The following is a 15762-nucleotide window of genomic DNA, read 5'->3' as shown; positions in this document are numbered from 1 at the left end:
GGGAAATGGGCGACAGGGTATCATACCCCGCCGCCGGGAAAATTAATCTTGCGGGTCAGACGCGGGGAGCAGCACCGGATTCAGGCAGCTTTCGTAATATTTCTGAATCTCTTCCATCCGCTGACGATGGCGTTGATAACGACGCAGCGCCTGCACGCTGTGGTAAGCCATGCATCCCAGCATCGACAACAGCAACAAGGTGATGCCGAGATAGCGCCACAGACCGCTGCGGTCAGGGATACGGTGCAGGTTGATATGCTGCGTGCCGTTGGCATCAGTAAACAAGTTAGTGACAATCCCTTCGGCATGGAAAGGGGTATGCATCAGCATGCCCGCCAGTCGCCGCAGTTCGCCCCACTGCTCATGTGCCGGATAATCATACAGGCTCACCGCCGGCCAGGGCTGATTGACCAGCACGCTGCCTTCGTCGCTGGCGATGAGGAAACCGCCGGGGGCCGGGCTGTTCAGCGCCTGTGCGGCCCGCGAGGTTTCACGCATCACAAAGGGGGCCGTTGAGGTGGTGACCAGATTCTCCAGCGACTCGGCGCTGACCGGCCGCAGCAGCACGTTCACGCCATCCAGTTTGCCGGCAGTGGCGCGCTTGGTTAACGCCTCCCAGTTACGGGTATTACCGAGGTTGACCAGCGCGTTCTTCAGGCGCAGGCAGTCATCCTTTGCCGAGCAGAGATCGTTCGTTTTCTGCACGATGTCGCCGAAATCATCCAGCAGCACCATGCCCGATTTCTGAATGGCGGAGCGCAGCGCCGGGCTGACGCGGGAGTCATCGTCGGTTTCCGGGTGTAGCTGGCGCTGAACGGACTGCATCAGGGCGGTCGCTTTGCCGACAATGTCAGACTCCGGCAGCGGCAGAGGAGGGGCGTCGTTCCACACAATCTGCGAGCAATCGAAAGGCAGGAACGGCGAATCCTCTTTGGCCGACCAACTGCCCGGTGTGCGGATATTACACATTCCGGTACCGGTCAGGCGTAGCGTATCACCAATGCGTACATGGGCCTTTTCCAGCTGGTTGACGGTGGTCGCTTCAATCGTCTGCGCACCCTTCAGCCACGACAGAGTGAACTTAAACGGCATATTCAGCGGTACGCTGGCCCACAGCATAATCACCACCACCAGGGCGCCAGCGGCGATAATCGCGCTGCGCAGCCAGTACTGCAGCGGGAAGTTTTTCACTTCGTCATGAAGCGAAAGATAGCGTCCCTGCCGGGCCACGTGGCGGTTGAGATAGATATCAATATCGGTCTGCTGCCCCAAATCCTGGGCAATCCATGGCTGCCAGTGGCGCGGATAGATGAGATCGATAATGCCCAGCGAGATGTTATTGATTTGCTCCTGATCGTTTTCGCCAAACAGTCCCCAGCGCTTAGGGACGCCCCGCAGGCAGTGGATTTCGCGCAGCGCGGCGCGGCGCGGTGGGGCATAGATCCCCCACAAGCCGGCAGCGAGCAGCAGCAAACCAGCGGCGACCAGCCAGGGGGTAAAGACGACAGGCCCAATCAGGCTGAAATAAAAGAACAGGAAAGAGGCGACGATCAGGATCGCTTCGCGCAGACCGTCCGGGCGGTTCAGGGCATGTTCTTCCGGGCTCTCCCGACGGATCTGCCGCAGCTCTACCTGCTCGCTCTCTTCGCCGCGAATGGAGGCCTGGGTGGCCGAGGCGCGTTCCAGGGCGTAGCTTTGCGCCTCCTGGCGATAGTCGCTCAGGCTATGACCGTTAAGGGTGATGACCAGCGGCAGGCTATCGGTGGGGATCAGCTCAACGCTGTTTTCGTCATTGATATGCTGTTCCCAGAACGGCGGCAGATGGACCTCCACCGAATCGAGAAAATAGCGCCATTTATTCGGCGCGTCGGTGGTGATCCCGTAGCGGGTAATGGCCCGCGTCACCGCGTAGACGGTGTCGCTTTGTTCATTCAACGCCAGAGCGACGGGCGCGCTGGTTGCGCCTGATGCCGGGACCTGCTGGGCGCGGCTCAGCTCCGCCAGATACTTTTCGATAGCCTGCCGCTCGTCTGCAGGCAGCGGCCGCGTGGTGGCGTCGCTAAAAGCGTGCAGTAGGGGGAGGCGGCGACGTCTGGCGTGCGAGCGATACCACCATCCGATGAGCAATACGCAGATTAGCAGAGCTGTAAGGAAAATCAGAAAGGTGCCCATGCCCATCCCATCATAGTTATTTTTTTCTTAAGAAATCGTTGGCGAACGTGAAGACTAACATCAAGCTGCAGTATTAGCGGCGTAACTGCTTACAGGGTAGTGAATATGTCATGCAGCAGCGTATAAGCTTACCAAAAACGTTAAAGCGCAGAAATCGGTAAATTCCCAAACAGAATTCAACCTATTGACTTTTTTATCTTTATTGCTTTTCTCTTTGCTGGGGAAAGGTTACAAGCCTGTAAATAAGTAGCGATTTGGATTGCCGAAAGTGCGTTGCCTATCGCACAATGACTGCTTAATCACAGCATAGACCGATGACAATGAGCAAATCATTACAAAAACCCACCATTCTCAATGTTGAAACTGTCGCCCGTTCGCGCCTCTTTAATGTCGAAAGCGTCGATCTGGAGTTCAGCAACGGTGTGCGTCGCGTTTATGAACGTATGCGGCCTTCCACCCGTGAAGCGGTGATGATTGTGCCGATTGTTGATGATCACATTATTTTGATTCGTGAGTATGCCGTTGGTACGGAATCCTACGAGCTGGGCTTCTCAAAGGGGCTGATTGATCCGGGCGAAACGGTAGAGGAAGCGGCCAATCGCGAGCTAAAAGAAGAGGTTGGCTTTGGCGCCAATAAGCTGACGTTTCTGAAGAAGCTCAGTATGGCTCCTTCCTATTTCTCCAGCAAAATGAATATCCTGGTGGCGGAAGATCTCTATCCGGAGTCGCTGCCGGGCGATGAGCCTGAGCCGCTGCCGCAGGTGCGCTGGCCGCTGGCGCAGCTGATGTCGCTGCTGGATGAAGAAGATTTCAACGAGGCCCGTAACGTCAGCGCGTTGTTTTTAGTGCGCGAGTGGCTGCAGGCTCAGGGCCGACTCTGAGCGAAAGCGCGTCGTAACAACAATAAAAAAGCGCCCGCAGGCGCTTTTTTTGTCAGAACAGTTCGTGGGTTTCGCCACCGCCGTCAGTCAGGGTGGTACCCACCTCATGGACCGCCTGCTGCGTGGGTTGGGTGCCTTCAATGAAGTACTCCGCACGACTGTTGCCCCCGTTCGCCAACTGACCGGTGCTGCGGTCAATATTCACCGTGACGATACCCGGCGGCGGAGTTAACGGTTCTTCCGGAACGCCTTCCAGCACGCTCTTCATAAAGCTGTCCCAGGCCGGTTGGGCGCTTTTGGCACCACCTTCATAGCCAGAGATCTGATCTTTAATCGCTCCGGAGGCGGTGGTGCGGCCAAGATCGCGACGATGATCGTCAAAGCCAATCCATACTGACGTCACCACGCCCGGCCCGTAGCCTGAGAACCAGGCGTCCTTCGAACTGTTGGTGGTCCCGGTTTTCCCGCCGATGTCATGCCGCTGCAGATCGCGTCCGGCGCGCCAGCCGGTGCCCATCCAGCCCGGTTCGCCAAAGATGTTACTGTTCAGCGCGCTCTTGATCAGGAAGGCCAGCGGCGTATTAATCACATGCGGCGCGTATTCCTGGGCGCCGCTCTGCGCGACCAGCGACTGGTTGGCCTGCTCCAGCTGCGGCTGCGGCGGCACGTTGCCATTCTGTGGCTCTGTCGAGGTGGCGACATCTTCCACATCTTTGTTTTCCAGCACGTTGGATTTTGGCGTATCGCCATAAATCACCGGTAAGTCACACTGCGGGCAAGCGATCTTCGGACGCTCCTCAAAGAGTACCCCTCCCTGATCGTTCTCAATCTTACTGATAAAGAAGGGATTAACCAGGAAGCCACCGTTGGCCATCACCGAATATCCGCGCGCGACCTGCAGGGGAGTAAAGGAGGCTGAGCCCAGTGCCAACGATTCAGTGTGGACAATGTTTTGCGCCGGGAAGCCAAAGCGCTGCAGATACTCGGCGGCGTAGTCGACGCCCATAGCGCGCATGGCGCGTACCATCACCACGTTTTTCGACTGTCCAAGCCCCTGGCGTAAACGAATCGGACCGGCATACTGCGGCGGCGAGTTCTTCGGCCGCCAGTCGGAACCGGCTCCGGCGTCCCAGCGTGAGATCGGCACATCGTTGAGCATACTTGCCAGGGTTAAGCCTTTATCCATCGCGGCGGTATAGAGGAACGGCTTAATGTTGGAGCCGACCTGACGCAGCGCCTGGGTGGCGCGGTTGAATTTACTCTGGTTAAAGTCAAACCCGCCGACAAGGGCAATAATCGCTCCGTTTTGCGGGTTAATGGAGACCAGCGCCGAGTTGACGTCCGGGACCTGCGACAACCACCAGCTGTCAGCCACTTTACGCACCCAGATCTGCTGCCCGGCCTGCACGACGTCGTTGACTTTACGCGGGGTCGCCCCCTGCTGCGTATCGGAGATAAAGCGACGGGCCCAGCGCACGCCGTCCATCGTCAGCGAAACCGAGTCGCCGTTAGCCAACAGCGCGACGGCCTCCTGGGCATTCGCGGAGGTGACCACCGCCGGGAAAAGCGGGCCGTAGCCAGACTGACGCTTCAGCATGTCGACGATCTTCCTCGTTTCCCACGGCGTTTCACCGACTTTCCATAGCACGCTGGCCGGGCCGCGGTAGCCATGACGCATATCGTAATCCAGCACGTTATTGCGTACCGCCTGCTGGGCCGCCTGCTGGTTCTTGCGGGTAATGGTGGTGTAAACCCGGTAGCCATCTTCATAGGCCTGCTCGCCGTAGCGATTCACCATCTCCTGACGCACCATTTCGCTCAGGTAAGGCGCAGAGAAGGCGATTTTCGGCGCGTGATAGCTGGCGTCGATCGTTTCGCTGCGTGCCTCATCGTATTGCGCCTGGGTGATGTACCCTTCGCTCAACATACGCGATAACACCACGTTGCGACGGGCAGTGGCACGATCCATGGAATAGAGCGGGTTAAAGGTAGAAGGCGCTTTCGGCAGGCCGGCAATCACCGCCATCTCACTCAGGGTCAACTGGTCGATAGGTTTGCCAAAATAGACCTGCGCCGCGGCGCCGACACCATAGGCGCGGTAGCCGAGGTAGATCTTGTTCAGATACAGCTCAAGGATTTCATCTTTGTTCAGCAACTGCTCGATGCGGATAGCCAGAAAGGCCTCTTTAATCTTACGCATCAACGTCTTCTCGGGGCTGAGGAAGAAGTTACGAGCTAACTGCTGGGTGATGGTGCTGGCGCCCTGGGAGGCGTGGCCTGAAAACATCGCCACGCTGGCGGCACGGAAAATACCTACCGGATCGACGCCGTGGTGCTCATAGAAACGGCTGTCTTCAGTGGCGATAAACGCTTTAACCAGTTCGGGAGGAATTTGCTGCAACGTTACAGGGATACGGCGTTTTTCGCCATATTGCGCAATAAGCTCACCGTCGGCGCTATAGACCTGCATCGGGATCTGCAAACGCACATCCTTCAGGGTTGCGACGTCGGGGAGTTGCGGCTCTATGTATTTGTAGAGGCCAAAAATCGAGCCTGCTCCCAGCAGTACGCAACAGACTGCAAGGATCAATAGATACTTTACGAACTTCACCGGTGTTTTCCCATTTAGTTTTATTTGGGCAGTTTATAAACAAACGCGCGGTAGTATAAAGGCAAGCCAGGAGCATTGATATAGCCGGGCAGTTTTGCCGGATAAGGAGATCGTAAGCATGGCTTTCAGAAACTGGCGGATCGGAATGCATATCCAACAGGATAGCATTGCCGTTGTCGCACTACTGCATGAGCGCTCACGCTGGGCGCTACGCCGCTGGTGGCGGATCCCTCTGCCGCCAGGTCTGGTACGCCAGGGTATGGTGGCGGACGTCAGCGCTCTCGGTACACGACTTGCCGCCTGGCGCCGGGAGCTACCGGCGCAGCATCAGGTCAGTATCGCCTTTCCCGCGGTGCGCACATTGCAAAAGCGCCTACCGTATCCGCAGTTCGCTCTGCGGGATCGGCAACAGGCGACGTGGATAGCCAGCGCCATGACCCAGCAGCTGGCGATGCCCGCCACCTCCTTATGTATTGATTATGCGCCCACCTCGCAGAACGACGGCTGGCAGGTTACAGCGGCGCAGCGGCTGGACATCAATGTCCTGCGGGAGCTGGCAGGACGGCTGCGGCTGCGGGTGGCGGCCATCGTGCCGGATGCCAGCGCGCTGGGCGCCTTTTTCCCCTTGATGACGGCGACCGAGCAGGCCCTTGCCTGGCGGGATGAAAAGCACTGGCTATGGGCGACCCAGGAGGCCTGGGGCTGTGAGGCCTGCGATGAAGTGGGCTCCTTAAGCCAGCTGGCGGAGCAGCTTCAGATGCCGTTGCGTCTGTGTGCGGATGCCGGTGATGAGGCCAACCGTTTTGATGCCTGGCAGGTGATTCACCGCCGGCAGCCCCCATTGCCGGCCGATGGCGATCGCTATGCTATTGCCCTTGGGCTGGCGCTGGGGGGGGGGCGCCATGACGCATGTCGTTAATCTTCTTCCCTGGCGTGACCTTCGCCGCCGCCAGCGCTTGCGCTACGCCCTGTTGTTAGCCATCGGCATTGTGCTGCTGGGCGGGATGAGCCTGCTGGTGAGCCGAACGGCGCGTCTGCAGCACGGCTTCCTGGCGACGCTCCACACGACGGCAGACGCGCAGCTGCTCGCCTCGCTCAAACTACGCGAGAAGGCGCTGCGCGAGGCCCGGCAGGAGTACCATCGCCTGCTCGCGCAGCAACGGCGCAGATCGGCGATCGCGGCCTGGCAACCCAGGCTGCAGGCGCTCGCGGCAGATCTGCCTGCACAGGCGTGGCTGACGCGGCTGGATTACCACGAGGCGGTTCTGACGCTCAACGGCCTCGCTTTGAACCTACAGGCACTGGCCAGCGCGGAGGCCATTCTGGCTAGCGTCCCTGGATTCGCGCCGGCAAAAGCTGGCGGAACCCAGCGTGACGCCGAGGGCCGCTGGCAGTTCAGCTTTACCCTGACGGGAGAGCGTTCCGATGCAGATTAACATCCAGCGCAGCCAGAAGCTGCTGCTGATCCTGTTTATGCTGGGGGGCGGTGCGGCTCTCTGGCACGCTACCCGGCTGCCGCTGGCATCGGTGTCCCGTGAAGTGGCCCTGCAAACACAGTGGCGCCGGGTGATGGCTTTGCGCATACCTGCCGGTGATATACCAGGTGCGCGCATCGACAAGCAGCCGTTTTCGCCCATAGCCATTCCACTAACCGGCGTCAGGCTTATTGCCTGGCGTCCACAGGGGAACGGCGGTGAGATGGAACTGACCCTGCCCTGGCAGACGGTGCCCGCGTTTTTTGCCTGGCTGGCGCGCTGCGGGATGAGTCCGCGCTCGTTCTCATTGTATCGCGAGGCGCAGGTACTCCGCCTGCATCTGCAACTGGAGGCGGAAGATGATCGGTAAACGCTGGGCTTTACTGTGGCTGCCGCTGTCGCTGCTGGCCGCCGGGCGAGACCCTTTCCTGCCGGTAGAGGATCCCTGCCGTACGGCGCAGCTATCGCAATGGCGCTATGGCGGGGCCGCCGGCGATGACGCAGGCTGGAGGGGATTTCTGCAGGACGGGAGCGGCAAGTGGCAGCGGGTGCAAATAAATGAGCAATTACCCACCGGATGGCGAGTGAACCGGATGACCCCCGGTGAGCTGGAGATCGCCACCCCTGCGGGGTGTGAACCGCCAGCGTGGCGCTGGCAACGTGAAGGGAAACAACATAATGCGATGGATAAGCCTCCTGTTTCTGCTGCTGCCTCTGGCAGTGGCCGCCGCGCGAAATGATAAGACGGTTACGCTGGTGGTCGACGATGCGCCGGTGGCCCAGGTGCTGCAAGCCCTGGCCGAAATGAACCATAAGAATCTGGTCGTGGCGCCGGACGTCAGTGGCACGCTCTCCCTGCATCTGCAGAAGGTTCCCTGGACTCAGGCGCTGCGGGCGGTGGTGGACAGCGCGGGCCTCTCTTTGCAACAGCAGGGGACGGTCATTTACGCGCACACTCAGGCCTGGCAAAAGGCAAATCAGGCGCAGCGTGAAGCCGAGCAGGCGAAACGCCTGCAGAATCTGCCGCTGCAGGCGGAGAACGTCATTCTGCACTATGCCGATGCTGAGGAGCTGGCAAAAGCGGGCGGTAAGTTACTCAGCGCCAGGGGCAACTTAATGGCGGATAAGCGGACCAATCGCCTGCTGATCCGCGACGATGCTCGTCATCTCCCGGCGCTTAAAGCCTGGGCTCAGGAGATGGATTTGCCTGTCGGGCAGGTTGAGCTGGCTGCCCATATCGTGTCGATGAGCGAAACCAGCCTTCGCGAGCTGGGGGTGAAGTGGCGGCTGGCGGAGGTCGGCGGCACGCCGGGATCAGGACAAATCACCACCCTGAGCAGCGATTTGTCGGTGAACGATGCCAGCACCCGCGCAGGGTTTAACATCGGCAAGATTAACGGTCGCTTGCTTGAGCTGGAGCTTTCCGCGCTGGAGCGTAAGCAGCAGGTCGAGATTATCGCCAGCCCGCGTTTACTGGCCTCTCATATGCAACCCGCCAGCATCAAGCAGGGAAGTGAGATCCCTTATCAGGTCTCCAGCGGCGAAAGCGGCGCCACGTCGGTGGAATTTAAAGAGGCGGTATTGGGGATGGAGGTGACGCCGACAGTGCTGCAGCAGGGGAGAGTGCGTCTGAAGCTGCGGATCAGTGAAAATACGCCGGGCCAGGTATTAAAGCAGGAGAATGGCGAGACGCTGGCCATCGATAAACAAGAGATAGAAACCCTGGTGGAGGTCCGCAGCGGCGAGACCTTAGCGTTGGGCGGCATCTTTTCGCAGAAAAATAAAACCGCCCGCGACAGCGTCCCGCTGTTGGGTGATATCCCGGTGCTGGGGCGCTTGTTTCGTCGCGACGGGAAAGATAATGAACGCCGTGAACTGGTTGTCTTTATTACGCCACGGATTCTGGCAGTACGTTAAGCAGGTTTTTCATGCTAAACACGTTTCAGGTGTTTGACGTGAGGACGGATTTAGCATACAAGGGGTACCGATTTGAGAGTCGGGTACGACATCAATCCTCCCTTTATTGTCCGGCGATTTTATTCAGTTGCCAAACCAGCCGGAGTATTGAGATAATTTTTAGTCTGACTCTCGCTCTATTGCATATGAGGTTTCAGTTCATGCCCTGCGGCGCTGGGTGTCTGCGAAGCGGGTTTATCATTAACGAATAGTCTTAGTAGTACCGAAAAAATGGCAGAGAAACGCAATATCTTTCTGGTTGGGCCTATGGGTGCCGGCAAAAGCACTATTGGGCGCCAGTTAGCCCAACAGCTCAACATGGAATTTTACGATTCTGATCAAGAGATTGAGAAACGCACTGGCGCTGATGTGGGCTGGGTCTTCGATGTTGAAGGCGAAGAAGGCTTCCGCGACCGTGAAGAAAAAATTATCAATGAGTTGACGGAAAAACAGGGGATTGTGCTGGCGACTGGCGGCGGCTCTGTAAAATCCCGTGAAACGCGTAACCGTCTCTCCGCCCGCGGCGTGGTGGTCTACCTGGAAACAACAATCGAGAAGCAGTTGGCCCGTACGCAGCGCGATAAAAAGCGTCCTTTGCTACAAGTCGATGCGCCGCCTCGTGAAGTGCTGGAAGCGCTGGCTGACGAGCGTAACCCGCTGTATGAAGAGATCGCCGACGTGACTATCCGCACAGACGATCAGAGTGCGAAAGTCGTCGCGAACCAGATTATTCATATGCTGGAAAGCAACTGATTCTGGCTTAATAAAAGTGCGTCAGAGTAAAAGTCACTGAGGTGGATGTCGCGTTATGGAGAGGCTTACTGTTACCCTCGGGGAACGTAGTTACCCGATTACCATCGCGGCTGGTTTGTTTAACGATCCAGCTTCCTTTCTGCCACTCAAGTCGGGCGACCAGGCTATGCTGGTCACCAACGAAACACTGGCGCCGCTTTATCTGGATACCGTCCGCTCCGCGCTGGAGCAGGCAGGCGTCAACGTTGACAGCGTGATCCTGCCCGACGGCGAGCAGTACAAAAGCCTGGCGGTGATGGATACCGTTTTCACCGCGTTGTTGCAAAAACCGCATGGCCGTGACACCACGCTGGTGGCGCTTGGCGGTGGTGTTATCGGTGATCTCACCGGTTTCGCCGCGGCAAGCTATCAGCGCGGCGTGCGTTTTATTCAGGTCCCTACCACCTTGTTGTCGCAGGTCGATTCATCGGTCGGTGGCAAAACCGCAGTGAACCACCCTCTCGGCAAAAATATGATTGGTGCCTTCTGGCAGCCGATTTCGGTGGTGGTCGATCTTAACTGTTTAAAAACCCTGCCGAAACGCGAGCTTGCTTCCGGACTGGCTGAAGTCATCAAGTACGGCGTGATCCTGGATGGCGAATTCTTCAGCTGGCTGGAAAACAACATTGATGCGCTGCTGGCCCTGGATGACAACGCGATGGCGTACTGTATTCGTCGCTGCTGTGAGCTGAAAGCGGAAGTTGTGGCTGCTGACGAGCGTGAAACCGGGTTACGTGCTTTACTCAATCTTGGACATACCTTCGGCCATGCTATCGAGGCGGAAATGGGCTACGGTAACTGGCTGCACGGCGAAGCGGTGGCGGCAGGTATGGTCATGGCCGCGCATACATCCGAACGGCTGGGGCAGTTCCGGGCTCAGGATACTCAGCGCATTATCGATCTGCTCAAGCGTGCAGGCTTGCCGGTACGCGGCCCGCAGGAAATGAGTGCGCAGGCGTATTTGCCCCATATGATGCGCGATAAGAAAGTACTGGCTGGCGAAATGCGGCTAGTGCTCCCGCTCGCAATAGGAAGCAGCGAGTTGCGCGGCGGAGTGCCGCACGATGTGGTTCTTGGCGCGATTGCTGATACTCAGCAGGCGCAACAATAAGAAGGTCTGGCCGCGTTCGCGCGGCGTTATCATTTCGGGTGATGTGCAATAATCGTGAGCATAAGCCTTTTAGTGGGGTGTTAAATGGATGATTTCAAACCAGAAGACGATATGAAAGCCGATCGCAACGATCGTCGTGCTGGTCGTTCCCGTCAATCTTCCGAGCGTGATGCCGATCCGCAAATTAATTTCGACGATGTCGATCTTGATACCGATGAAGACCGTCCGACGCGCGCCGGTAAGGCCCGTCGCGAGCGTGATGAGGAAGAATTTGAAGAAGAACTGGATGCGGAAGACGAGGAGATGCTCGAAGAGCAACCTGTAGAGCGTCGTCCGCGCAAGCGTAAAAAAGCGCCGGCCAAACCAGCCTCCCGTCAGTACATCATGATGGGCGTGGGGATTCTGGTGCTGCTGCTGTTAATCGTAGGTATCGGTTCCGCGCTGAAATCGCCATCATCGTCCAGCCAGCAGACCGCTTCCGGCGAGAAGAGCATTAATCTGTCTGACGACCAGTCCACCAGCACGCCTGCTGCTGCCGGCCAGGATCAGACCGCCGCCAACACCACCTCACAGCAGGACGTCACGGTTCCGCCTATTGCCGCGAACCCGACCCAGGGCCAGGCAGCGGCAGAGCCGCAGGGCCAGCAGCGGGTTGAAGTTCAGGGCGATCTGAATAATGCGTTGACCCAGCAGCAGGGCCAACTGGATGGCGCCGTAGCCAACTCGACGCTGCCGACTGAACCGGCAACCGTCGCGCCGATCCGTAATGGTGCCAATGGTACAGCGGCTCCGCGCCAGGCAACTGAACGTCAGACGGCGGCGACGCCGCGTCCGGCTGAGCGTAAGCACACCGTTATCGAAGCGAAGCCGCAGACGAAGCCTCAGGCCGTGGCAAAAGCGCCGGTAGAAACCAAGCCGGTTCAGCCGAAGCATGTTGAAAGCGCCGCGACTACCGCTCCGGCGAAAACGACCGCCGCGGAAAGCAAACCGGTGGCAACGGCGCAGAGCAAACCTGCAGCGACCACCACCCCTGCTGCGCCAGCCGCAACGGCAGCCACGGCAGCTCCGGCCGCGAAGAGCGGTAAAACGGCAGGTGACGTCAGCTCAATGAAATCTGCGCCGTCGGGTAACTATACCCTGCAGCTCAGCAGCTCCTCTAACTATGACAACCTGAACAACTGGGCGAAGAAAGAGAAGCTGGAAAGATATGTTGTCTATGAAACATCGCGTAACGGCCAACCATGGTACGTGCTGGTGAGCGGTATCTATGCTTCAAAAGAAGAAGCGAAACGCGCTGTCACCTCGCTACCGGCGGACGTGCAGGCGAAAAATCCATGGGCAAAACCGCTGCATCAGGTTCAGGCTGACCTGAAATAATGCCGTGGGGTAGTCTTAAGCGCAGGATGCTGTCGGAGCTTTCTCCACAGCCGGAGAACGTGTAATTAGTTAGGCAGCATGAAAAAGAATCGCGCTTTTCTAAAGTGGGCAGGGGGGAAGTACCCCCTGCTTGACGATATTAAAAAGCATTTGCCGGAAGGCGAGTGCTTAATCGAGCCCTTTGTGGGCGCCGGGTCGGTATTTCTCAATACCGACTTTTCTCGTTATATCCTCGCGGATATCAACAGTGACCTGATCGGCCTGTACAACATCGTCAAATTGCGCACCGACGAATATGTCGCTGCTGCTCGTGAGATGTTTACCCCGGAAAACAACGTTGCTGAGCGCTACTACCAGCATCGTGATGAATTCAACCAGAGCCAGGATCCGCTGCGTCGCGCGGTGCTGTTCCTGTATCTGAATCGTCACGGCTACAACGGCCTGTGTCGCTACAATTTGCGCGGCGAGTTTAATGTGCCGTTTGGCCGTTATAAAAAGCCCTACTTCCCCGAAGCTGAGCTCTATCATTTCGCCGAAAAGGCGCAAAACGCCGAGTTTTACTGCGAATCTTACGAAGAGTGCATGCAACGCGCGGATAGCCGCACGGTGGTGTATTGCGATCCGCCCTATGCGCCGCTAACGGCGACGGCGAACTTTACCGCTTACCACACCAACAGTTTCAACCTGGAGCAACAGGTACTGCTGGCGCAAAAAGCGGAATCGCTGATGAAAAAGCGCATCCCGGTGCTGATTTCCAACCACCGCACGCCGCTGACGCAGGAATGGTATAAAAACGCGGCAGAAACGCATATTGTGAAGGTTCGGCGCAGCATCAGCAGCAACGGTGGTACGCGTAAAAAGGTGGACGAGCTATTAGCGCTCTACCGTCCGCCTAAGACCAAATAAATTTCAAGGAGATGCGGATGAAGCAGTATTTGATTGCCCCTTCGATTCTGTCGGCTGATTTTGCCCGTCTGGGTGAGGATACCGCGAAGGCGCTGGCGGCGGGTGCGGATGTCGTGCACTTCGACGTTATGGACAACCATTACGTGCCAAACCTGACGATTGGCCCGATGGTGCTGAAGTCACTGCGTAATTACGGTATTACCGCGCCAATCGACGTCCACCTGATGGTGAAGCCGGTCGACCGCATCATTCCTGATTTTGCCGAAGCCGGCGCCAGCATTATCACCTTCCATCCGGAAGCCTCCGAACACGTGGATCGCAGCCTGCAGCTGATTAAAGAGCACGGCTGTAAAGCAGGCCTGGTGTTTAACCCGGCGACGCCGCTGAGCTACCTCGATTACGTGATGGATAAGCTGGACGTGATCCTGCTGATGTCGGTTAACCCGGGCTTTGGCGGCCAGTCCTTTATTCCCCAGACGCTGGATAAACTGCGTGAAGTGCGCCAGCGCATTGACGCTTCCGGCTACGACATCCGCCTTGAAGTGGATGGCGGTGTGAAAGCCAGCAATATCGGCGAAATCGCCGCGGCGGGTGCGGATATGTTTGTTGCCGGCTCGGCGATCTTCGGCCAGCCGGACTACAAGAAAGTGATTGATCAAATGCGTAGTGAATTAGCGAAGGTGAGTCATGGATAAATTACAGGCGATCCGCGGCATCGCGTTTGATCTCGACGGCACGCTGGTGGATAGCGCGCCGGGTCTAACCTCGGCGGTTGATAACGCCCTCTACGCCCTGGAACTGCCGGTGGCGGGAGAAGAACGGGTCGTGACCTGGATTGGCAACGGCGCCGATGTCCTGATGGAGCGGGCGCTGACCTGGGCTCGTCAGGAGCGTGCGACGTTACGTGCGGCGATGGGCAAGCCCTCCGTCGACGATCATGATATTCCGCAAGACGAGCAGCTGCGCATTTTGCGTAAACTGTTTGACCGCTATTACGCCGAAGCGGCGGAAGAGGGCAGTTTCCTGTTTCCGGCGGTGGCCGATACGCTCGGCGCGCTGCATGCCAAAGGTCTGCCGCTGGCGCTGGTCACCAATAAGCCGACGCCGTTTGTCGCCCCGCTGCTCGAGGCGCTCGATATTGCGAAATATTTTAGCGTGGTGATTGGCGGCGATGACGTGCAGAACAAAAAGCCGCATCCGGAACCGCTGCTGCTGGTGGCGGAAAAGCTCTCTCTGGCTCCAGCCGAGCTGCTGTTCGTCGGCGATTCGCGCAATGATATTCAGGCGGCCAAAGCGGCAGGTTGCTGCTCTGTTGGCCTGACCTACGGTTATAACTATGGCGAACCGCTTGCGCTGAGCGAGCCGGACTATCTCTTCGACCAGTTTAATGAACTCTTACCCGCTCTCGGGTTACCGCACAGTGAAACTCAGGAATTGAAACATGACTAAGCCCATCGTTTTTAGTGGCGCACAGCCCTCAGGTGAACTGACCATTGGCAACTACATGGGTGCGCTGCGTCAGTGGGTCAACATGCAGGACGAATACCACTGCATCTACTGCATCGTGGACCAGCACGCCATCACCGTGCGCCAGGATCCGCAGCAGCTGCGCAAGGCGACCCTGGATACCCTGGCACTGTATCTGGCCTGCGGCATCGACCCGCAAAAAAGCACCATCTTCGTGCAGTCGCACGTGCCGGAACACGCCCAGTTAGGCTGGGCGCTGAACTGCTACACCTATTTCGGCGAGCTGAGCCGCATGACGCAGTTTAAAGACAAGTCCGCACGCTACGCGGAGAACATCAACGCCGGTCTGTTTGATTACCCGGTTCTGATGGCTGCAGATATTCTGCTGTACCAGACCAACCAGGTTCCGGTCGGCGAAGATCAGAAGCAGCACCTTGAGCTGAGCCGCGACATTGCCCAGCGTTTTAACGCTATCTACGGCGATATTTTTAAAGTGCCTGAGCCGTTTATCCCGAAATCCGGCGCGCGCGTGATGTCGCTGCTGGAGCCGACCAGGAAGATGTCCAAGTCTGACGATAACCGCAACAACGTTATCGGCCTGCTGGAAGATCCGAAATCGGTGGTCAAGAAGATCAAACGCGCGGTCACCGACTCCGACGAGCCGCCGGTGGTGCGTTACGACCTGAAAGAGAAAGCGGGCGTCTCCAACCTGCTGGATATCCTTTCTGCGGTCACCGGGAAAACCATTCCGGAGCTGGAGCAGCATTTTGAAGGCAAAATGTATGGCCACCTGAAAGGCGAAGTCGCTGAAGCGGTGTCGGGCATGCTGACTGAGCTGCAGGAACGCTATCACCGTTTCCGTAACGACGAAGCGTTTCTCAACCAGGTGATGAAAGACGGCGCAGAGAAAGCCAGCGCGCGCGCTTCTCAGACCCTGAAAGCGGTATACGAAGCGATTGGTTTTGTCGCCAGGCCGTAAGCGATGCAACAGCTAAAAAGGGCGGGAATATCCCG

General features: G+C 57.8%; 15 protein-coding genes. 13 read left to right on the top strand and 2 right to left on the bottom strand.

All coding sequences use genetic code 11. From position 1 onward, the window contains the following. Window positions 1-42 precede the first annotated feature (42 nt). Window positions 43-2172: an intracellular growth attenuator family protein gene (locus ACKLKD_RS10045; protein ID WP_025711886.1), complete on the bottom strand. Its 2130-nt coding sequence runs from the start codon at window positions 2170-2172 to the stop codon at window positions 43-45. 320 nt (window positions 2173-2492) lie between these two features. Here ACKLKD_RS10045 and nudE point away from each other — a divergent pair, with 320 nt between their 5' ends. Then, complete coding sequence (nudE, locus tag ACKLKD_RS10040; protein WP_025711887.1) at window positions 2493-3053, top strand: ADP compounds hydrolase NudE; 561 nt, start codon at window positions 2493-2495, stop codon at window positions 3051-3053. A 52-nt stretch (window positions 3054-3105) separates the two neighbouring features. Here nudE and mrcA read toward each other — a convergent pair whose 3' ends face one another. Beyond that, window positions 3106-5664, bottom strand: a complete 2559-nt coding sequence (mrcA, locus tag ACKLKD_RS10035) for a peptidoglycan glycosyltransferase/peptidoglycan DD-transpeptidase MrcA (RefSeq protein ID WP_025711888.1) — start codon at window positions 5662-5664, stop codon at window positions 3106-3108. Window positions 5665-5782: 118 nt separating this feature from the next. Between mrcA and ACKLKD_RS10030 the strand changes: the two genes are divergently transcribed. From ACKLKD_RS10030 to trpS, 12 genes are all read left to right on the top strand, one after another. Beyond that, window positions 5783-6583, top strand: coding sequence for a hypothetical protein (locus ACKLKD_RS10030; protein ID WP_025711889.1), 801 nt, complete (start codon window positions 5783-5785; stop codon window positions 6581-6583). Continuing rightward, complete coding sequence (locus ACKLKD_RS10025) at window positions 6567-7100, top strand: PilN domain-containing protein (RefSeq protein WP_025711890.1); 534 nt, start codon at window positions 6567-6569, stop codon at window positions 7098-7100. The genes ACKLKD_RS10030 and ACKLKD_RS10025 overlap by 17 nt, the downstream gene beginning before the upstream one ends. Further along, the gene (locus ACKLKD_RS10020; protein WP_025711891.1) at window positions 7090-7509 is read left to right on the top strand and encodes a hypothetical protein; all 420 of its coding nucleotides are present in this window, start codon (window positions 7090-7092) and stop codon (window positions 7507-7509) included. Before ACKLKD_RS10025 ends, ACKLKD_RS10020 begins: the two co-directional genes overlap by 11 nt. Then, window positions 7499-7879: a HofP DNA utilization family protein gene (locus ACKLKD_RS10015; RefSeq protein ID WP_025711892.1), complete on the top strand. Its 381-nt coding sequence runs from the start codon at window positions 7499-7501 to the stop codon at window positions 7877-7879. Before ACKLKD_RS10020 ends, ACKLKD_RS10015 begins: the two co-directional genes overlap by 11 nt. After that, window positions 7815-9056 carry a DNA uptake porin HofQ gene (hofQ, locus tag ACKLKD_RS10010; protein ID WP_025711893.1) on the top strand — a complete coding sequence of 414 codons (1242 nt, stop codon included), beginning with the start codon at window positions 7815-7817 and terminating at the stop codon, window positions 9054-9056. Before ACKLKD_RS10015 ends, hofQ begins: the two co-directional genes overlap by 65 nt. 270 nt (window positions 9057-9326) lie before the next feature. Next, window positions 9327-9848, top strand: coding sequence for a shikimate kinase AroK (gene aroK / locus ACKLKD_RS10005; protein ID WP_002920267.1), 522 nt, complete (start codon window positions 9327-9329; stop codon window positions 9846-9848). Window positions 9849-9903: 55 nt separating this feature from the next. After that, window positions 9904-10998 carry a 3-dehydroquinate synthase gene (aroB, locus tag ACKLKD_RS10000; protein WP_025711894.1) on the top strand — a complete coding sequence of 365 codons (1095 nt, stop codon included), beginning with the start codon at window positions 9904-9906 and terminating at the stop codon, window positions 10996-10998. An 84-nt stretch (window positions 10999-11082) separates the two neighbouring features. Beyond that, window positions 11083-12375 (top strand): cell division protein DamX, encoded by a 1293-nt coding sequence (gene damX, locus ACKLKD_RS09995; protein WP_087806357.1) that lies wholly within the window; start codon window positions 11083-11085, stop codon window positions 12373-12375. A 78-nt stretch (window positions 12376-12453) separates the two neighbouring features. Then, window positions 12454-13281 (top strand): adenine-specific DNA-methyltransferase, encoded by an 828-nt coding sequence (gene dam / locus ACKLKD_RS09990; RefSeq protein WP_025711896.1) that lies wholly within the window; start codon window positions 12454-12456, stop codon window positions 13279-13281. A gap of 17 nt (window positions 13282-13298) precedes the next feature. Continuing rightward, window positions 13299-13976, top strand: coding sequence for a ribulose-phosphate 3-epimerase (gene rpe / locus ACKLKD_RS09985; RefSeq protein ID WP_004202179.1), 678 nt, complete (start codon window positions 13299-13301; stop codon window positions 13974-13976). Then, the gene (gph, locus tag ACKLKD_RS09980) at window positions 13969-14730 is read left to right on the top strand and encodes a phosphoglycolate phosphatase (RefSeq protein WP_025711897.1); all 762 of its coding nucleotides are present in this window, start codon (window positions 13969-13971) and stop codon (window positions 14728-14730) included. The genes rpe and gph overlap by 8 nt, the downstream gene beginning before the upstream one ends. Beyond that, on the top strand, window positions 14723-15727 hold the full coding sequence (gene trpS, locus ACKLKD_RS09975) for a tryptophan--tRNA ligase (RefSeq protein ID WP_025711898.1): 1005 nt from the start codon (window positions 14723-14725) through the stop codon (window positions 15725-15727). Before gph ends, trpS begins: the two co-directional genes overlap by 8 nt. The last annotated feature ends 35 nt before the right edge of the window (window positions 15728-15762 follow it).

Source organism: Klebsiella sp. 10982 (assembly GCF_048589245.1).
In the GTDB taxonomy this organism is placed as follows: Bacteria; Pseudomonadota; Gammaproteobacteria; order Enterobacterales; family Enterobacteriaceae; genus Klebsiella; species Klebsiella quasivariicola.
The sequence above is the reverse complement of the archived record's forward strand: the minus strand, read 5'-3'. Positions and strand labels throughout refer to the sequence as shown.